This window comes from Mesorhizobium sp. B2-4-13 (genome assembly GCF_006658535.1).
Lineage (GTDB): Bacteria > Pseudomonadota > Alphaproteobacteria > Rhizobiales > Rhizobiaceae > Mesorhizobium > Mesorhizobium australicum.
The window spans coordinates 133,142-152,533 of record NZ_VFVB01000011.1 but is presented as its reverse complement, the minus strand read 5'-3'; the positions used below and the strand labels follow the sequence as shown (position 1 = coordinate 152,533).

The window sequence follows — 19,392 nt, the reverse complement described above, 5'->3', positions numbered from 1 at the left end:
CCAAATCGATTCAGGCCAGCGGCGCAACTTGTTGTTCCTCAAGAGCGAACCGGGTAACCCGCCTCGCCTGCCTGCCTACTTGGCGGCGTCGACGAATTCCGTCGTGAAGGTTTTCGACAGGTCGATCTGCTTGCCCTGCAGGCTCTTGGAGAAGGTCGACAGAACTTTCAGCACCGTCTCGGGGCCATCGGCCGGCATGCGTCCGTCGGGCGTGAACATCGCCTTGCCGCCGGCGAGCCCCTGGATATAGAGATCCTTGTTGCCGGCGTAATAGTCCTTCGGCATCTTGTCGGCGATCTCCTCGGCCGAATGGCCGGCGATGAACTTCATCGTCTTGACGAAGGCATTGGCGAGCTTCTGTGCTTCGTCCTTGTGGCCTTCGACCCAGGAAGACTGGACGTAGAAGGATGCCGCAGGATAGTCGCCGCCCAGCGCTTCCTTGGTCTTTTCGGGCGTGCGCATGTCGACCAGGACACTGGCCTCGCCGGTCTTGAGCAATTTCGCGATGGTCGGCTCCGTGGTCATGCCGGCCTGAATTTGGTCCTGCTTGACGGCGGCGATGAAGGTGTTGCCGGCGCCTACCGGCAGCAGCGTGTAATCACCCGGCTTCAGGCCGCTGCGGACGGCAAGATATTGGGTCAGGAAATCGGTCGACGACCCAAGCCCGGTGACGCCCAGCGTGGCGCCCTTGAAGTCGGCCGGCGACTTGATCTCCGGGTGCTTGGCGGAGACCAGTTCGACCTCGCCAGGGGCCTGGCTGAACTGGACGATCGACTCGATGTATTTGCCCTTTGACTGTAGGTCGACAGTGTGGTCATAAAAGCCGACAACGCCCTGCACGGCGCCGGCCAGCAATTCATTCTCGGCCTCGACGCCGGCTCGCGAGTTGATCAGTTCGACGTCGAGCCCCTCATCCTTGAAGTAGCCGAGCTGCTGGGTGAGCACGGCCGGCAGGTAAATCTGCTTTTCCATGCCGCCGACGATGATGGTGATCTTGTCCGCGGCGGACGCCGCGGTCGCGCCCGTGCCGACAATGGCGAGCGTCAGCGCCGCCGAACGCAAGATGCACTTCGAGATCAAACCGGTCATGTAACTTCCTCCACCTGGGCGGCGCGCCATCCAGGCTGCGCCGCATTCCTCCTGCCGGCCACTCCCGCACCGGTCACGCGGCGAACGCCGCAATGAATCAATTGCATGCCCAAGCTTTCAGCTGGCTTTCAGCCACTTTAGCAACCGGGGAATGAAAACAGCCAGGATTTGCTGGTTACGACGCGCCAAAACCCAATACGTCGCGCATGTCGTATTCGCCGGGAGCGCGGCCCGCCACCCACAATGCCGCGGCGATGGCGCCGCGTGCAAACATGATGCGGTCGCCAGCCGAATGCGCCAAGGTGACGGTCTCGCCTTCCGTGCAGAAGCTGACGCTGTGCTCACCAATGATGGCGCCGCCCCGCGCCACCGCGAAGCCTATCTCGCCCGCCGGCCGCGCGCCGGTGACGCCATCGCGGACGCGCCTCGCAACCGTCTCCAGCCCGATTTCGCGTCCGCCGGCAACAGCCTGCCCCAGCATCAGCGCCGTGCCCGAAGGCGCGTCGATCTTGTGGCGATGATGCGCCTCGAAAATCTCCACATCCCAGTCATCGGGGTCGAGCGCCCGCGCTGCCTGTTCGACCAATCCGACCAGCATGTTGAGCCCGAGCGAGAAGCTGCCGGAGCGCACGATGGCAATGGTTTTCGCGGCATGGGCGATGGTGGCCATCTCGGCGGCCTCGAAGCCCGTCGAGCCAATCACCAGGGCTGGCCCGCCCCTCCCGGCACACAATCTGGCCAGTTCCACGGAGGCCGCCGGCGTGGTGAAGTCGACCACCACGTCGGCTGTGGCGAGCGCCTCGTCGCGGCTCACCAGCCCGTCGCCGACACTGCCCGGACGGTGAAAGCAGCCGGTGAGCGCCAGACGCACATCGGCCCGCACCGCATCCGCCATCTGGCGACCCATGCGGCCGAGAGCGCCTGATATGGCGATCCTGATCGGCGGCTGCGGCATCGGCTCCTGCTATTTCCACATGCCGCGCATGCGCGCGCCAATATCGACGCGCACCTCCGGCCGAGGCGCCCTGTCCTGCGCCGCTTGCGCGGCCGGCCACGAAAGCTGCTGGAACGCGGCGAGGATGGAGGCCGGAATGAAACGGGTGCGCGAGGCGTAGACATGGCGGTCGCCGCGTGCCGCCTGGCCATGCGGAAAGAAGCGCTGGGGCATGACGAGGTTGAGATTGTCCTTGGCCCGTGTCATCGCCACGTAGAGCAGCCGTCGCTCCTCCTCGATATCTTCCTTGGTGCCGACACCGAGATCGGCCGGAATGCAGCCATCGACCGTGTTCAGCACGAAGACGTTCTTCCACTCCTGGCCCTTGGCCGAGTGGATGGTCGACAAGATCAAATAGTCCTCGTCGCGGTGCGGAGGGCCGGCCTGGTCGCTGGTTGCGTCCGGCGGATCGAGCGTCAGCTCGGTCAGGAAGCGTTCGCGCGAAGCATAGCCCAAGCCGATTTGCTCGAGTTGCAGCAGGTCGGCGCGGCGCGTGATCGCATCCTCGTGGATGCGCTCCAGATGCGGTTCGTACCACAGCCTGACCTGTTCGAGATCGGCCGGCCATTTGGCGCCGGCGCGCAAGCCGGAATAGAGCGAGACGAAGCCGGGCCAGTCGTCGGCGGCGCGCTGCGGCGGACGCCAGCCGGCCAGTCCCATCGCCTCGTCCAGCGCCGACGTCATGGCCTCGACGACCTGCGCGGCCGCGGAAGGGCCAATGCCGGGAAGAAGCTGCAGCACGCGAAAGCCGGCGACACGATCGCGCGGATTTTCGGCAAAGCGCAGTACCGCCAGCACGTCCTTGACATGCGCGGCATCGAGGAATTTCAGGCCACCGAACTTGACGAAAGGGATGTTGCGCCGCGTCAGCTCGATCTCCAGCGGCCCGCTGTGGTGCGAGGCGCGAAACAGCACCGCCTGCGACTTCAGCGCGGTACCGGCCTCGCGCTCGGCAAGGATGGTGTCGCAGACGAAGTTCGCTTGCTCGACCTCGTCGCGCACGGTCACAAGTCTCGGTTTGTCGGCGGATTTGCGTTCCGACCACAGGTTATTGGTGAAGCGCTCCGAGGCTTCGCCGATAACCGCGTTGGCGGCCGCCAGAATGGTCTCGGTCGAGCGATAATTGCGCTCCAGCATCACCACATCGGCGGTCCGCGCGAACTGTCCGGGGAAGTCGAGGATGTTGCGCACTTCGGCGGCCCGGAACGAATAGATCGACTGCGCGTCGTCACCGACGACCGTCAGCCCGGCGCCGTCGGGCTTGAGTGTCATCAGGATCGAGGCCTGCAGCCGGTTGGTGTCCTGGTATTCGTCGACCAGCACATGGTCGAACCGTCCGCCCAGATGCGTGGCGATTTCAGGCTCGGCGGTCATCTGCGCCCAGTAGAGCAGCAAATCGTCGTAATCGAGCACATTCTGCGCCTGCTTGGCCTCCACGTAACCGGCAAACAATTGCTTGAGCTGCTCGGCCCAGCCGGCGCACCAGGGGAAGGCGGACCCCAGGACCTCACCCAGCGGCGCCTGCGCGTTGACGGCGCGCGAATAGATGGCAAGGCAGGTGCCTTTGGTCGGAAAGCGCGCTTCCGTCCTGGAGAAACCGAGTTCGTGGCGCACGAGATTCATCAGATCGGCGGAATCCTCGCGATCATGGATGGTGAAGGCCGGATCGAGGCCGATCTCCAGCGCATAGTCCCGCAGCAGCCGCGCGCCGATACCATGAAAAGTGCCGGCCCAGGTCAGTGCGTCCGTGATCACCGCGGCGTCGCGGCCGAGCACTTCGCCGGCGATGCGCTCGACACGTCTCGCCATTTCGGATGCGGCGCGCCGCGAAAACGTCATCAGCAGGATGCGGCGCGGGTCGGCTCCCCTGACGATCAGGTGGGCGACGCGGTGCGCCAGCGTGTTGGTCTTGCCGGAGCCGGCGCCGGCGATAACCAGCAGCGGGCCTGCAATCTTGCCGTCGCCATGTTCGACGGCCTTGCGTTGGGCGTCGTTCAGCCGGACGAGATAAGCCGGCTGGCCGGTCTGTTCCAAAAACGTCGAATCATGGGCGGCGAGGTTCATCGCCCATCAAGCATCGTTTCCGCTTTGTTCGCAACAGAGAAGCAGCTCCGCCAATACAGCGGGAGCAATCAGCGTTTCGGGTCAACGCCCATCGACGCCGACTGCCGGCGTAGCGCCTCGCGGTCGTTTGCGGGCGCTGGCAGCAAGAGCGGATCGACACTGTCGGGAACCTCGTCGATCATCTTGCGGGCGAGACGGTAAGTGACAAAGGCCAGCGTGCCAACCAGAAGCAAACGGATCATGCGGCGGTCCTCCTTCGCTGGGTCAACCTGAGGCAGGGGATTTTGTTCCCTCGGCGCAATCGTGCAACCAAACCGACACCGCCTCGTTCTGCGGGTGGAGGAAGTAGCCATGAAAAAGCTGGGACTGATCCTCGCGCTGGTGACTTTGGCTTTCTCGGCCTGCGACAACAAATTGCCGCCGACAAAGGCGACTGGGGCCGATCAAGATCTCGCCATTCCTGTCGTGAACAATGGCATTGCCAGCCAGTGAATGGAGCATTGCGCAAAAACGATTGCGGGATCTTCACCGCATTGCCGCGATGCATTCCTCGAGACGCTCGAGGCGGAACTTGGCATTGCGCAGCTCGTGGCCTGCGTCCTGGCGCAGCTGTCGTGTCTGCGCCGAGGCGGCGGTCAAGTCTCGTTCGAGTTGAGCGATGCGGGCGCGCACCCGCCGCGCTTCGTCCTGACGCACCGCCTTTATCCAGCTCCGCCCGCGCATCTATGAACCCGCAGCATCCAAAAGCGTGCCACAGCCATGACAGTAAAACCCTAACTTCCGCCGAGCGCGAGCGTTCTAACTTTAACGAAATCTAATTTAGCATGCAGGAGAGAAGGCCGGCGCCGCTTGGGAGGTAATCTGATAGCGCCGGCCAGGCGGATATCAGGTCCGCCGCGTGAGCGAGGCTAGCTGAGTCTTGCCGTAGCGTCATGCCAGATCAAGGATTTCGGCCTTTCCCCGGCGTTTTCCCCCGCTAAATGCCGCGAAAATCCCCCCGGGGGTTCAGGTCCCAAGCCGCTGCCTGGCGATGGCGGCATGGAAACTGGCGCCGAACAACAGCCCGTCGTCGTTGAAGTCGTAACTGGAATTGTGAAGCGGTGCCGAGGCCTCGCCGTTGCCGAGGAAGACGAAGCAGCCCGGCACGTGGTCGAGGAAGCGGGCGAAATCCTCCGACGCCGTCATCGGCTCGCGGGCGACCGCGATATTGCCGCGTTCGAAAACAGTCCCGGCGGCGGCAAAGGCCGCGTCGACCAGTTCGGCATCGTTGCGCAAAGGCACGAATTCCCTGGTGTAGTTGACCTCGGCGGCAACGTTGTAAGCGGTAGCGATGCCTTCGGCGATGATGCGCATCTGGCATTCGATCTTGGCGCTCACCTCGGGGCGGAAGCTGCGCGCGTCGCCAAGGATGCGGGCGATACCCGGCAGTGCGTTGCGGGTGCCATCGGTGATCAGTTCGGTCACCGAAACCACGGAGATGTCGGCCGGGCTCAGCCGGCGCGAGACGATGGTCTGCAGGTTGGTAACCAGCGCACAGGCGGCGACCAGCGTTTCCTGACCCGAATGCGGCCGCGCAGCGTGACCGCCCAAACCCCTGAGCACGATCTCGAAGACGTCTTCGGCCGACATGACCGGGCCGGCGCGGGTCTCGAAATGTCCAACCGGCAAGCCCGGCATGTTGTGCAGGCCAAAGATCTCGTCGAAGGGAAAGCGCTGCATCAGGCCATCGTCGAGCATCGCCAACGCGCCTTTTCCCCATTCCTCCGCCGGCTGGAAGATGAAGCGCACGGTGCCGTCGAAACCGCCCTCCCCGGCCATGAGCTTGGCCGCACCGAGCAGCATCGCCGTGTGGCCGTCATGGCCGCAGGCATGCATGATTCCGGGATTGCCGGAGCGGTATGGCGCGGTTGATTGCTCTGATATGCGCAGAGCGTCCATGTCGGCTCGCAGCGCGATCGCGCGGTTGCCGCTGCCGCGCTTCAAAGTCCCGACGACCCCGGTGCCGCCGACACCCTCGGCGACATCGTCCAGGCCGAATTCGCGCAGCTTGGCGGCAACGAAGGCCGCGGTGCGCTCCTCCTCGAAGCCGAATTCAGGGTGCGCGTGCAGATCATGCCGCCATTCGGTCATCTCCAGCTTCAGCACATCACGATCGATTTCAGCCATCGCCTGATACCTCCTGATCCGCAAGCTGGGCGACGATATCAAGCAGGATGTTGGCGCCGGCGACAAGCTCGGCATCGGCGGTATGTTCGCGCGGATTGTGGCTGATGCCACCGGCGCTCGGCACGAAAATCATCGCCGCGGGCGCGAGGCGCGCCATCATCTGCGCATCGTGGCCGGCGCCTGAGGTCATGCGCTTGGATGCATACCCGCGCTTCTTCGCGGCAGCTTCGATCAATTCGACAATGCTGATATCGAAGATCACCGGCTCGAAGCGGGCCAGCCGCTCGACCGAGATCGTGACGCCATCATCGGCCGCGAGGTCCTCAAGAAACGCGGCGAGTGCGGCTTCCTCGGCTTGCAGGCGATGCTCGAAAGGGTCGCGCAGGTCGACGGTGAAGACGGCGCGCGAGGGAATGACATTGATGGCGTCTGGCTCGAACGCATCGTGCCGACCGTTGCAACGGTCGGCGTGTTCGAAGCTTTGGCGCGGTCGTGCAGGAACGTGACGACACGCGCGGCCGCATGCCCGGCGTCATTGCGCATCGACATCGGCGTGGTGCCGGCGTGGTTGGCGACGCCGTCTATGGTGATGCGCTGCCAGGAGATGCCTTGCAGGTTTTCCACAGCACCGATCGGCACGCCTTCGCGTTCCAGAACCGGGCCCTGCTCGATATGCAATTCGAGATAGACGTGCGGCTTGAGGAAGCCTGGCTCCTCGTCGCCGGCATAGCCGATGCGGGCCAGTTCCTCTCCCAGCACGCTTCCGTCGGTGCCGACGGCCGCCAGCGCCTCGTCGATACCGACGCCGCCGGCATGGACCAGTGAACCCATCATGTCGGGGGAATAGCGAACCCCTTCCTCGTTGGTGAAGGCGGCGACCGCGAGCGGTCGCGACGGGACAAGAGCCGACGCCTTCAACGTCTCGATCACCTCCAGCCCGGCGAGCACGCCGTAGCAGCCGTCATAGATGCCGGCATCGATGACGGTGTCGATATGCGAGCCGACGAGGATCGGCGCATGGCCGGCATTCGCCGGCGCCTGCCAGACGCCGAACATATTTCCCATGCGATCGATGGCGATTTCGAGACCGGCCTCGCGCAGCCAGCCGACGAAGCGGTCGCGACCCAGCCTGTCGGCGTCGGAGGCGGCCAGCCGCACCAATCTGCCCTCGCCATCACGACCGATGCCGCCGAGTTCGCGGATGCGGCCAAGCAACCTTTGTGCGTCGATCGAGGTCATCGCATCGATCAAGGTCATGGCGTCGCTCCAGAAAGCACCTTGCCGGCAAGCACATCCGCCGGACTCGTGCCGACGAGTTCGGCATAGCGGCGGGGATCTGTCGCGCCTTCGGTGTTGACGACCAGCACGCGCGAAGTGGTGTCGAGGCCAAGCTCGGCCTTATGATCGGCCATCGCCCGGATCAGCCCGGCAAGGCCGACCCCGCCGCTTTCACCGGCAACGATGGCCGGATCGTTGCCGGCCGGGCGTGCCAGCCGCCGCATCACGGCGATGGCTTCGTCCTCGTCGACGGTCATGAAGGCATCGGCGACGCGTGCCAGCACGCGCCAGGCGACCGGCGAGGCCTCGTAGCATTCGAGCATCGCCATGACTGTCGCCCCGCCATGCGCAATCTTGACCGGGTGCCCGGCCTTGGCGGCGCCGAAAACGCAGGCGGCACGGGCGGGTTCCACCACCGTGAAAACCGGCCTGGCTTCGCCAAGCACGATGGCGAGATGGCCGGCGACCGCCGCCGCGATGCCGCCGACGCCGGCCTGCACGAAGACATGGGTCGGCGGTTCGGATGTCTGACCCAGCGCCTCACGCACGATCGCGGTGTAGCCCTGCATGACGAGGCCCGGAATGCGTTCGTAGCCCGGCCATGAGGTATCGGAAACCACCGTCCAGCCCTTCTCCGCAGCGACGCGCGCCGCCTGCCTGACCGAATCGTCGTAATTGCCGTCGACGCGGATCATCTCCGCCCCATAGCGGGCGATGGCCGCGACGCGCCCGTCACTGACGCCGGCATGGACAAAGATCGCTGCCTTTGCGCCGACAAGCTGGGCGCCTTGCGCGACGGAGCGGCCATGATTGCCGTCGGTAGCACAAGCAACCGTCATGGTCGCCGCGACCGACCGGACTTCGGGCCGATCGAGATCGCCGACATCGACGGAGCGGCCGAGCCGCTTGCTTGCCTCCTCCAGGACCAGGCGGAAGACCGCATAGGCGCCGCCCAGCGCCTTGAAGCTGCCTAGGCCGAGGCGAAAGCCCTCATCCTTGACATGCAAGGTGCCGAGACCGAGTTCGCCAGCCAACGCCGGCAGGGCGTGCAGCGGCGTCGCCAAGTGATTGTCACGGCGGGCAAGGAAACGCTCGACAGTGTCGGCCCCGGCGATGCCGAGGGTTTCGGCGTCGGCCTCGTCCAGCGGCTGGCGGTGCAAGGCATGGCGATTGGGCAGGAACATTGGCGGTCTCTCCTTGGCGTCCAAGAGAAGATATATTGCAAACCCTGCGCAAAAAGCGCCGTAATTTGGCTCTCGAAATGCAAGTTTGTTTCGTCAGGATAGCAATGTCTCAGTCGCCAGCCTCACTCGACAGCTTCGATCTCGCCATCCTTGCCATCCTGCAGCGGGACAACACGACGCCGCAACGGCTGATCGGCGAGGCGGTGAACCTGTCGGCGCCAGCCGTGCAGCGCCGCATCAAGCGCATGGAGCAGACCGGCGTCATTACCGGCAATGTCGCCATTGTCGAGCCGGCGGCCGTCGGCCAGCCGATCACTATCTTCGTCGAGGTGGAGCTCGAGAGCGAACGCACCGAACTGATCGACGAGGCCAAGCGGCAATTCTCGGCGGAGCCGCAAGTACAGCAATGCTATTATGTCACCGGCGAGGCCGACTTTATCCTCGTCATCACCGTGGCCGACATGGGCGCCTACGAGGCGCTGACGCGAAAACTATTCTTCGGCAGCAACAATGTGCGGAAGTTCCGCACCTTCGTCGCCATGGACCGCGTCAAGGTCGGGTTGACGGTGCCCCTGCCTGGATGAGCCGGTGCACCCTTGCCACGTTTCTGACATTCTGGATCGCCAATTGGAGGGGGAGGCGCGCATGGGCGAAACCACGAAAGTCGCGATCATCGGTGCCGGGCCGGCGGGCCTGGCGGTTGCCGCATGTCTTCGCCAGGCCGGGCAGGACTTCGTCATGCTTGAAAAGGAGCAGCAGGCCGCGCCAGCCTGGCGGCGTCACTATGACCGTGTGCATCTGCATACGACCAAGCGTTACTCCTCGCTGCCCTTCGTTCCCTTCCCAAGGGATTATCCGCGCTATGTGCCGCGCCACCTCGTGGTCGAGTATCTCGACGCCTATGCAAAACGCTTCGCCCTGGAGCCCCGCTTCGGCGAAACGGTGCGGGCGGTCGCCAGGGAGGGCCGCGGTTGGCGGGTGGAATCGACCTCCGGCGCCTTACGCGCTTCGCATGTGGTGATCGCGTCCGGCTACAATGCCGAACCCTTGCTGCCCAGATTTGCCGGCATCGAGGCCTTCAAGGGCAAGACGCTGCACAGCGCCGACTATCGCAACGCCGCGCCTTTTGCCGGCCAATCGGTGCTGGTCGTCGGCATGGGCAATACCGGCGCGGAGATTGCGCTCGACCTGGTGGAAGGCGGCGCCCGACCGACGATCTCGGTGCGCGGCGGCGTTCACATCGTCCCGCGCGAACTGTTCGGCGTGCCGATCCAGATGGTCGGCATGGCGACGCGGCTCGGGCCGCAGCGCATCAACGACGCGCTGTTCCCCGTCATCCTCGATCTGGTGCTGGGGAGGCTGGAGAAGTTTGGGCTCAGACGGCCGAAGCAGGGACTGCTGCAGCAGATCGCCCTTGCGTCGCGCATTCCGGTGATCGATGTCGGCACCATCGGCAAGATCCGGGAAGGTGCGATCAAGGTGGCGCCCGACATCGCCGAAATCTCGGAACGGGGCGCCCGTTTTGCGGACGGCAAGCACGGCGAATTCGACGCCATCCTCTTCGCCACCGGCTACCGGCCAGGCTATGCTAGGTTCCTCGAACCCGGCGTGGAGCCCGGCCCCAGCGGCGTCAATGTCCAAGCTTCGGATCTCGGCCTCTATCTGGTCGGCTTTCACAACGCGGTCACCGGGCTGTTGCGCGAAATCGGCATCGAAGCCCAGGCGGTCGCCGATGACATCCGCCAGCGGCAAAACAGGAAAAAAGTGGCCGAAACACTGCCGGTGTGATCCCAAGCCGCGCCCTCAATCCACCGCGGGCGATGTCCTGAGCATCATGCCGGCGATCTCCTTCGTCAGTTTGGCGGCGACAAGTGCCGTCATGTTGGAGAGGTCCTGGCTCGGATTGTATTCAACGATATCAGCGGCAACGATCGGCTGGTTGATGCTTTGAATCAGGTTGATGACCTGCCGCGTCGACAGGCCGCCGGGCTCGCGGTGGGAGACGCCGGGCGCAAAGGCTGGATCGAGCCCGTCGAGATCCATCGAGATATAAACCGGGGTCTTGAGATCAAGCGTCAGGCTTTCGCCGAAATGCGCGGCCTCCTCGACCTCGACGCCAAAGCGCTTGAACTGATCGCGGTGATGGTCGTTCACGGCGCGCAGGCCGATCTGGATCAGCCGGTCGGCTAGCCGTTCCTCCATGATGCGCGCGAAGGGCGAGGTGTGCGAACGCGGATTGTCACCGTAGGCATGATAGATGTCGGGGTGGGCATCGATATGCACGATCGTCAGGCTCGGGTGGCGACGGCGCACCGCGCGCAGCACCGGCCAGGTGATCGCGTGGTCGCCGCCCAGGCTGATCAGCGGGTGGCCTGCCTCCAGGGCGCGACCGACTTCGCTTTCGATGCGCTGCCAGGGATCGCCCGGTTTGTCGAAGTCGATGTCGCCATGATCGATGAAGCGGCCGGTCAGGTCGAAGCCGGTCTCGCTCCATGAGGAGTAAGCATCGCTGGTGAGTTCGCGCCTGATGAGCGGCGGCGCCTTGGCCGCACCCTGGAGATAGGATGAATTCTCGTCATGCGGTATTCCCAGAAGCGAAATCGCGCCAGCCATCGACACTCTCCCATTGCGACGGACGAATTGACATCAGGCGCAATCGATAATCGCGGCCGCTATGCACTCAGCTCTTGCGTCCGGCGCAGCCAGACCTTGTTGTCGTGAAAGGCAGCGCCGCCATAGGGTGCGGGGGCGTCGGCGCCGGTCAGCACATTGATGCCCTCGCCGCGCTCATGCGCGCTGTTCGGCCAGATACCTTCGGCGATCACGACGCCGCGCTTGATGCCGTCGAACAATCTGGCGTGCAGCACCACCTCGCCGCGCATGTTGCCGATCTCGACACGGTCGCCCTCGGCCAGCCCTAGAGCCGCCGCGTCCTCGGGATGCAGCAGGAGTTCCGGGCGGCCTTCCTTGGCCTTCGACACCGGTGTTTCGGAAAAGGTCGAGTTGAGGAAGTTGCGCGCCGGCGATGTCGTCAGCCGGAACGGATGGGCTTCGTCAGCCACCTCGATCAGGTCGACATGATCAGGAAATTCGGGCAATCGCGCCACCGGGCCGAACAGGCCCATGCTCTTCGGCGGCCGGTTGGGAGCCGCCTGCCCGGTCCAGTCGGCGCGAAAGCGGAATTTGCCATCCGCATGGCCAAAGCCCCGGATGAAATGCGCCGTGTCGAAATCCGGCTGCAGATCAATCCACTTCTGCTCTTCCAAGCTGGCGAAGCTGCCCAACCCGCGCTTGCCGAGGATGATGTCGATATGCTGCTGCTCGGTCAGCCCGAAGCCCGGCCTGTCGGCGACACCAAGGCGCTCGGCCAACTGCTCGATGACGAAATGGTTGGTGCGCGGCCCTTCCGGCGGTTCGATCAGCTTGGGGCCGAGCGTGATGTGCTGGTTGCCGCCGCCCTTGTAGATGTCGTCATGCTCGACGAACATCGTCGCCGGCAGCACGACGTCGGCCAGCTTGGCCGTGTCGGTCATGAACTGCTCGTGCACGCAGGTGAACAAATCGTCTCGCAAAAATCCCTGCTTCACCAGCCGCTGCTCGGGCGCGACATTCACCGGATTGGTGTTCTGAATCAGCATCGCCGTCACCGGCGGTCCGCCATAGAGCGCGTCACTGGCGCCGGTCAGCACCGGGCCGATGCGCGAATGGTCGAGATAGCGGATCGAGGGATCGCGCATGCGCGTGCCCTCGAGCACCTCCTGGTTGAGTTTGAAGATGCCGGAATTGGAATGGAAGGCGCCGCCGCCCTCATACTGCCAGGCGCCGGTGACGGCGGCGATGCAAGACGCGGCATGCATGTTGACGGCGCCGTTGCGCTGGCGGGCAAAGCCGTAGCCGAGGCGAAAATAGGTCTTTTTCGTCGTGCCGACGAGGCGCGCGAAGGTCTCGATCTCGGCGACCGTCAAACCGGTAATATCAGCCGCCCATTCCGGCGTGCGGGTAACGAGATGCGCCTCCAGGCCCGTCGGATCGTCCGTATATTTCTGCAGATAGGCGCGGTCGGCCAGGCCCTCGCGAAACAGGACGTGCATGACGGCACAAGCGAGCGCGCCGTCGGTGCCGGGCTTCAGGACCAGACCGATGTCGGCCTGCTTCATCGTCGCATTCTCATAGACGTCGATGACCACGATCTTCGCGCCGCGTTCCTTGCGCGCCTTGATGGCGTGGGTCATCACATTGACCTGCGTGACCACAGCGTTGGTGCCCCAGATCACCACGCAGTCGGATTTCGCCATCTCCCGCGGGTCCGGTCCGCGCAGCGCGCCTGCCCCCATCATCCAGCCGGTCCAGGCGAGATTGGTGCAGATCGAGCCGAAGAAGCCCGAGTACTTTTTCGCGTGGCGCAACCTCTCAATGCCGTCGCGCTGCACCAGCCCCATCGTGCCGGCATAGTAATAGGGCCAGACCGTCTCGGAGCCGTACTTCGCTTCGGCCGCGTCGAATTTCTCGGCGACGAGGTCGAGAGCGGCCTCCCAGCTAGATTCCTGCCAGACGCCCTCGCCCTTGGCGCCCTTGCGCACCAGCGGCTTCAGCAGACGATCGGGATGATGGACGCGGTCGGCATAGCGGGCGACCTTGGCGCAGACGACGCCCGATGTGTAGCTGTTGGCCTTGGCGCCATGGACCCGGCCGATGCGGTTGCCGTCGAGCAGTTCGACCTCGAGAGCACAGGTCGACGGGCAATCATGCGGACAGGCCGAATGGCCGATGCGGAGGTTGGCGTGCTGGTTCATGGCCCCTGTTTAGCGGGTTTCGGGAGTGGCGTGTAGGGCCAGATAATCAGCCAATCTCCCCCTCGTCGGGAGATTACGCATCCTACTCCGCCGTGCCTTCCTCATATTCGGCCGACATGGTCAGCCATTTTTCCTCGTGGCCTGCCAGCGTCTGCGCAAGCTGCGAGCGCTCCTTGGCGAGCCGCGTCGCGGTCGAGGGGTCCTTTTCATAGACCGCCGGATTGGACAGCTCGTCCTCGATGCCGTCGATGCGTTTGCGGATGCGATCCATCAGCGCCTCGGTGGCGCGGATTTCCTTGGCCAGCGGTTCGAAGGCGGCACGGCGAGCGGCCGCGTCGCGGCGACGGTCGGCTTTTGACGCCTTGTCCGCTTCGCGCTTGCCACGGCGGTCGCCGGAGACGCCGGTGACCAGCGTCTTATAGTCCTCCAGGTCGCCGTCATAGGAATTGACCGCACCGTCCTTGACCAGCCACAGCCGGTCGGCGGTCGCTTCCAGAAGATGGCGGTCGTGCGAGATCAGGATAACGGCGCCGGGAAATTCGTTCAGCGCATGGATCAACGATTCGCGGCTGTCGATGTCGAGATGATTCGTCGGTTCGTCGAGGATGAACAGGTTCGGCCCCTCGAAGGCAGACAGGCCCATCAGAAGGCGCGCCTTCTCGCCACCGGACAGGTCCTTGGCGGGCGTGTTCATTTTCTCTGTCGTGAGGCCGAACTGGGCGACGCGGCCGCGCACTTTCGATTCCGGCGCCTCCGGCATCAGCCGGCGGACGTGCTCATAGGCATTTTCCTCAGGACGCAGATCGTCGAGTTGGTGCTGGGCGAAGATCGCCACCTTCAAACCCGGCGCCACCGTCATGGTGCCGGTTTCCTGCTTCAGACGACCCGACAGAAGTTTGGCGAAGGTCGACTTGCCGTTGCCATTGGCACCGAGCAGCGCGATGCGGTCGTCGGCATCGATGCGCAGCGTCATCTTCTTCAGGATCGGCTGACCCTCGGTGTAGCCGACATTGACGTTGTTCAGCGCCACGATCGGCGAGGCCACGGTCTTCACAGGCTCGGGAAAAGAGAACGGCCGTACCGTGTCGTTGACGATGGCCGAGATCGGCTTCATCTTTTCCAGCGCCTTGATGCGCGACTGTGCCTGCCTTGCCTTGGAGGCCTTTGCGCGAAAACGCTCAACGAAGGATTCCATGTGCTTGCGGGCGGCTTCCTGCTTGACCCTGCCCTTTTCCTGCAATTCCTTCTGCTCGGTATACTGGCGCTCGAACTGGTCGTAGCCGCCGCGCCAGAACGTCAGCTTCTTCTGGTCGAGATGAACGATCGAATTGACGGCACGGTTGAGCAGATCCCGGTCGTGCGAAATCAGAAGCACCGTGTGAGGATACTTTGAAACATAGTTCTCAAGCCACAGCGTCCCTTCAAGGTCGAGATAGTTGGTCGGCTCGTCGAGCAGCAGAAGGTCGGGCTCTGAAAACAGCACGGCGGCCAACGCGACGCGCATGCGCCAGCCGCCGGAGAAGGACGAGGCCGGACGGCGCTGCGCGGCGTCGTCGAAGCCTAGGCCGGCCAGGATGGTGGCCGCGCGAGACTCGGCCGAATGGGCGTCGATATCGGCCAGCCGCATGTGGATGTCGGCGATGCGGTGCGGATCGGTGGCGGTCTTTTCCTCTTCGACGAGCGCGGAACGTTCGAGGTCGGCCTTGAGCACGATCTCGATCAGCGGGTCCTCGGTGCCGGGCGCTTCCTGCGCCACCTGACCGATCCGCGTATTCTTCGGCAGGCTGATCGAACCCGTCTCGGAGGGAAAATCGCCTGTTATGGCCTTGAACAGCGTCGTCTTGCCGGTCCCGTTGCGGCCGACAAGACCGGCCTTGGTGCCGGCCGGCAGGGTGAGCGAGGCGTGGTCGAGAAGCAGGCGCCCCGCCATGCGGAGCGAGAGGTCGTTGATGATAAGCATGGCCGCGCTTTTGCACCGGACATCAACGCTTCGCAAGACCTTGCGGGCCAGTTGGCCGCACAAGGCCTGGAAACGGCGCCCACAACCGCGCCGTCAGAGCCGCGACAGCGCCCGCCGTGCAGTCGGCAAAGGCTCAGGCAGCCGCCTTGCCGCGCTTGGTCGTCTTGGCCACGACTGCCGGCGCAGCGGCCGGCTTGCGGCCAAGTCCCGTTGACTTCGCCAACGCCGACCGGGTCGCGGAGTAATTCGGCGCGACCATCGGGTAGTCCGGCGGCAAGCCCCATTTGGCGCGATAGTCGTCAGGGCTCAAACCGTAGTCCGTCCTGAGGTGTCGCTTGAGCGACTTGAACTTCTTTCCGTCCTCCAGGCAGATGATGTAGTCGGGAAACACCGACCTTTTCGGATTTACGGCCGGAACAAGGCTCGGGCTTTCCACGACAGCCGCACCAGCCAGCTTTCGAACCGAGGCGCTGACGCTGGCAATCAAGTCAGGCAGGCCCGAAGCCGGGAGCGGATTGTTGCCTACATAAGCCGAGACAATATCGGCGGTTAGCTCGATAACGATCTTATCCTCGATATTTGACAATTCTTTCACCCTGTTTGCGACAAAGTCGTCTACCCCAGTGAAGACTTCTGTCGATGTATCTCTTTAACCGCGCCCCCAACGGACCCGCCAAGTCCCAAAACGAATCAAGACTTGGCGTCAACTACTTTTATGGGAAATCGACCTCGTGCAAATTAGAAAATCTAATACTTGGATACGGCAGACTTGGTTGAACGGCTGTCAGCCAATATCTCAAGAATACGCTTCCAGCGGGCACAACGCCCGAAATCCTTCTGCTCGATCGCCTTTTCGGCCTTCATCGCCGCGTAAAGTGGTGCCTCGGCGCCAAATTCCTTGATCAGCCAATGCGCTTCCTGCCTGGCGAGACGTTCATTGTCGTCAAACATAGTTTTCCGCCTCCGAACGTTCCAGTCCGACCGCGATGCAACTGCCTATGACAAGGACGGCTCCGGCAATGGCTGTCGTCGTCAACCGTTCGCCGGACAAGGTCAGCAGCAGTGTCGAAGCGATCGGCGTGAGATAGGCAATGACAGCCACCTTCCCGCTGCCTCCCAGTTTCAGGGCCCGCGACCAGAAGTAATAACCAAGCCCCATGGGGCCGGCACCGAGATAGAGCCCGAGGGCCAGATCCACCCCGGTGGGCCAGGCGACGCCTTCGCGAGCGGACCATATAAGCGTCAAGGCGACGCCAACCAGCGACGATGGCAGCAACAGGCGGTCCGGCGAAGGGGCGAGCCGTCCCACCATCACCGAATAGAAAGCCATGCACAGCGCGGACCCGAATGCGCACAGATAGCCGGCGAGATCACCCTGAAACCAGGTGCGGTCGCGGCCTCCCGAAATCACCAGCGCGACGCCCACGAACCCAAGGGCCGCTGCAAGACCCAGCAAAGCCGGACGCCGGGGATTTTCGAAGGCGATCACGGCCGCGGCAACCATCAAGGGCCAGGTGTAGGCCACGAGATTGGCTTCGATCACCGGCATCGAGGCGAAGGCGATATATTGCAGCACCATGGTGCCGACCAGACCGATGAAGCCGACCGCGAGCGGCACCAGCGCGGTGCTCGCCGTGATTGCCGTGGCTTTCTCCCGGCTCATCAACCGGATGGCCGCGAAGACCAGCGTGGCCCCTACAAATTGCAGGAACTGCACCTGCGACACCGGGTGACTGGCCAGCAGGGATTTGCCGACCAGCGCATTTGTCGACCACAACGCCACCGCGCCGGTGGCGAAGACCAGCGCGGACATCGAGCCTGATCCATGCCGAAAGAAGCGCCATGGGGCTCTATCTCTGCGTTCGACCATGATCCTGTCCGAAAACCGGCTCCCTTTTTTCCGGATCATGGATCGTTACCATGATTCCCTGGCCCCACCCGGAACCGGTGCTTCGGCCGGGGCCGGCGTCGGATGTTCCGCCTCGAACCGGCGATAGGCCGGCAGCTGATTGGTCCACACGTCCTCGGCCAGTTCATTGACCCATTCGCGGTCGTGATCATTGTCGGCGGCAAGGTAAAACATCCTGTTGTCGTCGACATAGGGCTTGGCCACGGAGCGCTGGTTGAGCACCAGGGTGACGCGTTCGCCGAACTGGATCGGCGCCGTGCGGTGCAGGACGCCGAGGAACTGCCCGAGCGTCGCATATCTCATCTTGTGATCGATGCGCATGATACGGTTGCGCGGAATCTCGCGGCCGGATTCGAGAATGGCGCGGCCGGTCTCGGAATCATCGCAATAGATTTCGAGATGGCCGCCGACCAGCGGATCGCTGATCGACAGCGGAATGAGTTCGGTGACCGGGACGCCGTCGCAATGCCATTCGACGGCGCCATCCCTGGGATTCATGAAGGTAACGGTCGAACCGACGATCGACAGCGGATAGGGTTCCAGCTTCGTGCCCATCATGTCGGACAGGCGCTCCAGGCGCAACTTGTCGTTCAGCAACTCCTTGATTTCAGGTATGAAACGGTCGGCGCCGGTGATGAAGGTCAGATCGAGATGCTTGTGCACGGCATGGCTGGCCTTGAGCTTCAGGGCGGCCTCCTCGATCGCGGCAAGCAGTACCGGATCATAGCCATGCAGATACTGCGCAACGCCGAAGCTCGACACCTTCCAGGCGGTTTCGTGGCCGATAATGGCCTCGCGGCTCATCGCATAGCGCAATTCGGGTATCGTATGTGCGTTCATTGTACTTCTCCAAGTGGGGGCAAACACTTGGCTAACAGTCGATTAAATTAGCTCCCCCTGTAAAATTAGGAATGCTAGTGCTACCGTAAGCCAAGCTTAAGGTCGAAACCGTGCGTCTGCTCAGTCAGGTCAACCTCAATTCGCTGAAAATCGTGGAGAGTGCTGCGAGGCACGGCAATTTCACGCGTGCCGGAGAAGAACAGTTCATCACCGCATCGGCGGTCAGCCAGCGCGTCAAGAGCCTGGAGGACCAGCTGCGTTTCAAGATTTTCCAACGCGGCGGCAATGCGGTATCGCTGACACCGGAGGGCGAGACCTATGTCTCGCGCGTTCGCGAGGCGCTGGAGCGTATCGTCGCCGCCAGCATGGAAGCGACCGGGCAATCACAGGAACATGTGCTGAAAATATCCGTGCTGCCGACATTTGCCGCGCGCTGGCTGTTTCCGCGCCTGCCGCTGTTCCAGCAGCAACATCCCGATATCGTGATGCGGGTTTCGACCTCGTACGCGACGCATGAGTTCACGACTTCCGAATTCGATCTGGAAATCCGCTATGGCGACGGCCATTTCAACGGACTGCCGTCCGACCTGCTGTTTCGGGAAGACCTGACCCCGGTATGCAACCGCAAATTGTTCCATGAGGTTCTCGGCGACAAGCCGGTATCAAAGGTGACGCCGGATGACCTCAAGCACTTCACGCTGCTGCATTCCGACACCTGCACACAGAACTGGCAATCCTGGCTTGGTTTCGCCGGGGCCAGTTTTGTGCTCAGCGAGACCAAAAGCATCTATTTCGACTCTTGCATGATGTCCTACGAGGCGGCCAATGCCGGAATGGGTTTTGCGGTCGCCAACCGTGCCTATATGGCCAGCGACATCCGCGCCGAGAGGCTGGTCGCTCCCTTTGCCGTCCACCATCCGAACACGGCCGGCTGGTATTTCGTCTCGCCCCACAAGAGCCTTGCCGCGCGCAAGGTGCTGCGGTTCAAGCAATGGGTGATGGCGGAAGCGGCTCTGACACAGAGCCAATTGGATGGCGAAGTCACCGGCCTGGCTTCCGCGGCTGTGTGAAAATGCGGAGATGGTCCGCGCCAACCGCTTGCCCTCGCCTCTAGA

Annotated in this window: 18 protein-coding genes and 1 pseudogene; 4 read left to right on the top strand and 15 right to left on the bottom strand. The window is 63.4% G+C overall.

Features of this window, described 5'->3' with window-relative positions:
* Window positions 1-75: 75 nt before the first annotated feature.
* The 4 genes from FJ936_RS25685 to FJ936_RS30605 all read right to left on the bottom strand — a co-directional run bounded on the left by FJ936_RS25685 (window position 76) and on the right by FJ936_RS30605 (window position 4,389).
* Window positions 76-1,089: an ABC transporter substrate-binding protein gene (locus FJ936_RS25685; protein WP_140617183.1), complete on the bottom strand. Its 1,014-nt coding sequence runs from the start codon at window positions 1,087-1,089 to the stop codon at window positions 76-78.
* 175 nt (window positions 1,090-1,264) lie between these two features.
* Window positions 1,265-2,044, bottom strand: coding sequence for a 4-hydroxy-tetrahydrodipicolinate reductase (gene dapB / locus FJ936_RS25680; RefSeq protein WP_141907136.1), 780 nt, complete (start codon window positions 2,042-2,044; stop codon window positions 1,265-1,267).
* Between the two features lie 9 nt (window positions 2,045-2,053).
* The gene (locus tag FJ936_RS25675; protein ID WP_141907135.1) at window positions 2,054-4,147 is read right to left on the bottom strand and encodes an ATP-dependent helicase; all 2,094 of its coding nucleotides are present in this window, start codon (window positions 4,145-4,147) and stop codon (window positions 2,054-2,056) included.
* A gap of 68 nt (window positions 4,148-4,215) precedes the next feature.
* A complete protein-coding gene (locus tag FJ936_RS30605; RefSeq protein WP_015318449.1) occupies window positions 4,216-4,389 on the bottom strand; it encodes a hypothetical protein in 174 nt (57 codons plus the stop codon).
* Between the two features lie 109 nt (window positions 4,390-4,498).
* Between FJ936_RS30605 and FJ936_RS30600 the strand changes: the two genes are divergently transcribed.
* Window positions 4,499-4,639, top strand: a complete 141-nt coding sequence (locus tag FJ936_RS30600) for a hypothetical protein (RefSeq protein WP_015318450.1) — start codon at window positions 4,499-4,501, stop codon at window positions 4,637-4,639.
* Window positions 4,640-4,672: 33 nt separating this feature from the next.
* Here FJ936_RS30600 and FJ936_RS25670 read toward each other — a convergent pair whose 3' ends face one another.
* The 4 genes and pseudogenes from FJ936_RS25670 to FJ936_RS25655 all read right to left on the bottom strand — a co-directional run bounded on the left by FJ936_RS25670 (window position 4,673) and on the right by FJ936_RS25655 (window position 8,775).
* Window positions 4,673-4,843, bottom strand: coding sequence for a hypothetical protein (locus tag FJ936_RS25670; protein WP_224525574.1), 171 nt, complete (start codon window positions 4,841-4,843; stop codon window positions 4,673-4,675).
* 309 nt (window positions 4,844-5,152) lie between these two features.
* Window positions 5,153-6,313, bottom strand: a complete 1,161-nt coding sequence (locus FJ936_RS25665; protein WP_015318452.1) for a M20 aminoacylase family protein — start codon at window positions 6,311-6,313, stop codon at window positions 5,153-5,155.
* Window positions 6,306-7,552: pseudogene (locus FJ936_RS25660) on the bottom strand (Zn-dependent hydrolase). Before FJ936_RS25660 ends, FJ936_RS25665 begins: the two are co-directional and overlap by 8 nt.
* 14 nt (window positions 7,553-7,566) lie before the next feature.
* Window positions 7,567-8,775 carry a diaminopropionate ammonia-lyase gene (locus tag FJ936_RS25655; protein ID WP_141907134.1) on the bottom strand — a complete coding sequence of 403 codons (1,209 nt, stop codon included), beginning with the start codon at window positions 8,773-8,775 and terminating at the stop codon, window positions 7,567-7,569.
* Between the two features lie 104 nt (window positions 8,776-8,879).
* On the opposite strand from FJ936_RS25655, the gene FJ936_RS25650 reads away from it, so the two are divergent.
* Window positions 8,880-9,359, top strand: a complete 480-nt coding sequence (locus FJ936_RS25650; protein WP_140617189.1) for an Lrp/AsnC family transcriptional regulator — start codon at window positions 8,880-8,882, stop codon at window positions 9,357-9,359.
* Window positions 9,360-9,420: 61 nt separating this feature from the next.
* Window positions 9,421-10,563 carry an NAD(P)/FAD-dependent oxidoreductase gene (locus FJ936_RS25645; protein ID WP_140790575.1) on the top strand — a complete coding sequence of 381 codons (1,143 nt, stop codon included), beginning with the start codon at window positions 9,421-9,423 and terminating at the stop codon, window positions 10,561-10,563.
* A gap of 15 nt (window positions 10,564-10,578) precedes the next feature.
* Here FJ936_RS25645 and speB read toward each other — a convergent pair whose 3' ends face one another.
* The 7 genes from speB to FJ936_RS30595 all read right to left on the bottom strand — a co-directional run bounded on the left by speB (window position 10,579) and on the right by FJ936_RS30595 (window position 18,277).
* Window positions 10,579-11,388, bottom strand: a complete 810-nt coding sequence (gene speB, locus FJ936_RS25640; RefSeq protein ID WP_140790577.1) for an agmatinase — start codon at window positions 11,386-11,388, stop codon at window positions 10,579-10,581.
* A gap of 59 nt (window positions 11,389-11,447) precedes the next feature.
* Window positions 11,448-13,568 carry a molybdopterin oxidoreductase family protein gene (locus tag FJ936_RS25635; RefSeq protein ID WP_140790579.1) on the bottom strand — a complete coding sequence of 707 codons (2,121 nt, stop codon included), beginning with the start codon at window positions 13,566-13,568 and terminating at the stop codon, window positions 11,448-11,450.
* 82 nt (window positions 13,569-13,650) lie between these two features.
* A complete protein-coding gene (abc-f, locus tag FJ936_RS25630) occupies window positions 13,651-15,528 on the bottom strand; it encodes a ribosomal protection-like ABC-F family protein (RefSeq protein WP_141907133.1) in 1,878 nt (625 codons plus the stop codon).
* Between the two features lie 133 nt (window positions 15,529-15,661).
* A complete protein-coding gene (locus tag FJ936_RS25625; RefSeq protein ID WP_015318459.1) occupies window positions 15,662-16,114 on the bottom strand; it encodes a MucR family transcriptional regulator in 453 nt (150 codons plus the stop codon).
* 161 nt (window positions 16,115-16,275) lie between these two features.
* Complete coding sequence (locus FJ936_RS25620; protein ID WP_015318460.1) at window positions 16,276-16,479, bottom strand: hypothetical protein; 204 nt, start codon at window positions 16,477-16,479, stop codon at window positions 16,276-16,278.
* Window positions 16,472-17,398: a DMT family transporter gene (locus tag FJ936_RS25615; RefSeq protein WP_140790583.1), complete on the bottom strand. Its 927-nt coding sequence runs from the start codon at window positions 17,396-17,398 to the stop codon at window positions 16,472-16,474. The genes FJ936_RS25620 and FJ936_RS25615 overlap by 8 nt, the downstream gene beginning before the upstream one ends.
* Before the next feature lie 45 nt (window positions 17,399-17,443).
* Window positions 17,444-18,277 (bottom strand): hypothetical protein, encoded by an 834-nt coding sequence (locus tag FJ936_RS30595; protein WP_015318462.1) that lies wholly within the window; start codon window positions 18,275-18,277, stop codon window positions 17,444-17,446.
* Between the two features lie 110 nt (window positions 18,278-18,387).
* On the opposite strand from FJ936_RS30595, the gene FJ936_RS25600 reads away from it, so the two are divergent.
* Entirely contained in the window at window positions 18,388-19,347 is a 960-nt protein-coding gene (locus tag FJ936_RS25600; RefSeq protein ID WP_015318463.1) for a LysR substrate-binding domain-containing protein, read from the top strand.
* Window positions 19,348-19,392 lie beyond the last annotated feature (45 nt).

What these genes read in the sequence shown, in the direction of transcription:
- FJ936_RS25685 (WP_140617183.1), bottom strand. Translation starts at nt 1,089, where the DNA reads ATGACCGGTTTGATCTCGAAGTGCATCTTGCGTTCGGCGGCGCTGACG.
- dapB (WP_141907136.1), bottom strand. Translation starts at nt 2,044, where the DNA reads ATGCCGCAGCCGCCGATCAGGATCGCCATATCAGGCGCTCTCGGCCGC.
- FJ936_RS25675 (WP_141907135.1), bottom strand. Translation starts at nt 4,147, where the DNA reads ATGAACCTCGCCGCCCATGATTCGACGTTTTTGGAACAGACCGGCCAG.
- FJ936_RS30605 (WP_015318449.1), bottom strand. Translation starts at nt 4,389, where the DNA reads ATGATCCGTTTGCTTCTGGTTGGCACGCTGGCCTTTGTCACTTACCGT.
- FJ936_RS30600 (WP_015318450.1), top strand. Translation starts at nt 4,499, where the DNA reads ATGAAAAAGCTGGGACTGATCCTCGCGCTGGTGACTTTGGCTTTCTCG.
- FJ936_RS25665 (WP_015318452.1), bottom strand. Translation starts at nt 6,313, where the DNA reads ATGGCTGAAATCGATCGTGATGTGCTGAAGCTGGAGATGACCGAATGG.
- FJ936_RS25655 (WP_141907134.1), bottom strand. Translation starts at nt 8,775, where the DNA reads ATGTTCCTGCCCAATCGCCATGCCTTGCACCGCCAGCCGCTGGACGAG.
- FJ936_RS25650 (WP_140617189.1), top strand. Translation starts at nt 8,880, where the DNA reads ATGTCTCAGTCGCCAGCCTCACTCGACAGCTTCGATCTCGCCATCCTT.
- FJ936_RS25645 (WP_140790575.1), top strand. Translation starts at nt 9,421, where the DNA reads ATGGGCGAAACCACGAAAGTCGCGATCATCGGTGCCGGGCCGGCGGGC.
- speB (WP_140790577.1), bottom strand. Translation starts at nt 11,388, where the DNA reads ATGGCTGGCGCGATTTCGCTTCTGGGAATACCGCATGACGAGAATTCA.
- FJ936_RS25635 (WP_140790579.1), bottom strand. Translation starts at nt 13,568, where the DNA reads ATGAACCAGCACGCCAACCTCCGCATCGGCCATTCGGCCTGTCCGCAT.
- abc-f (WP_141907133.1), bottom strand. Translation starts at nt 15,528, where the DNA reads ATGCTTATCATCAACGACCTCTCGCTCCGCATGGCGGGGCGCCTGCTT.
- FJ936_RS25620 (WP_015318460.1), bottom strand. Translation starts at nt 16,479, where the DNA reads ATGTTTGACGACAATGAACGTCTCGCCAGGCAGGAAGCGCATTGGCTG.
- FJ936_RS25615 (WP_140790583.1), bottom strand. Translation starts at nt 17,398, where the DNA reads ATGGTCGAACGCAGAGATAGAGCCCCATGGCGCTTCTTTCGGCATGGA.
- FJ936_RS30595 (WP_015318462.1), bottom strand. Translation starts at nt 18,277, where the DNA reads ATGAACGCACATACGATACCCGAATTGCGCTATGCGATGAGCCGCGAG.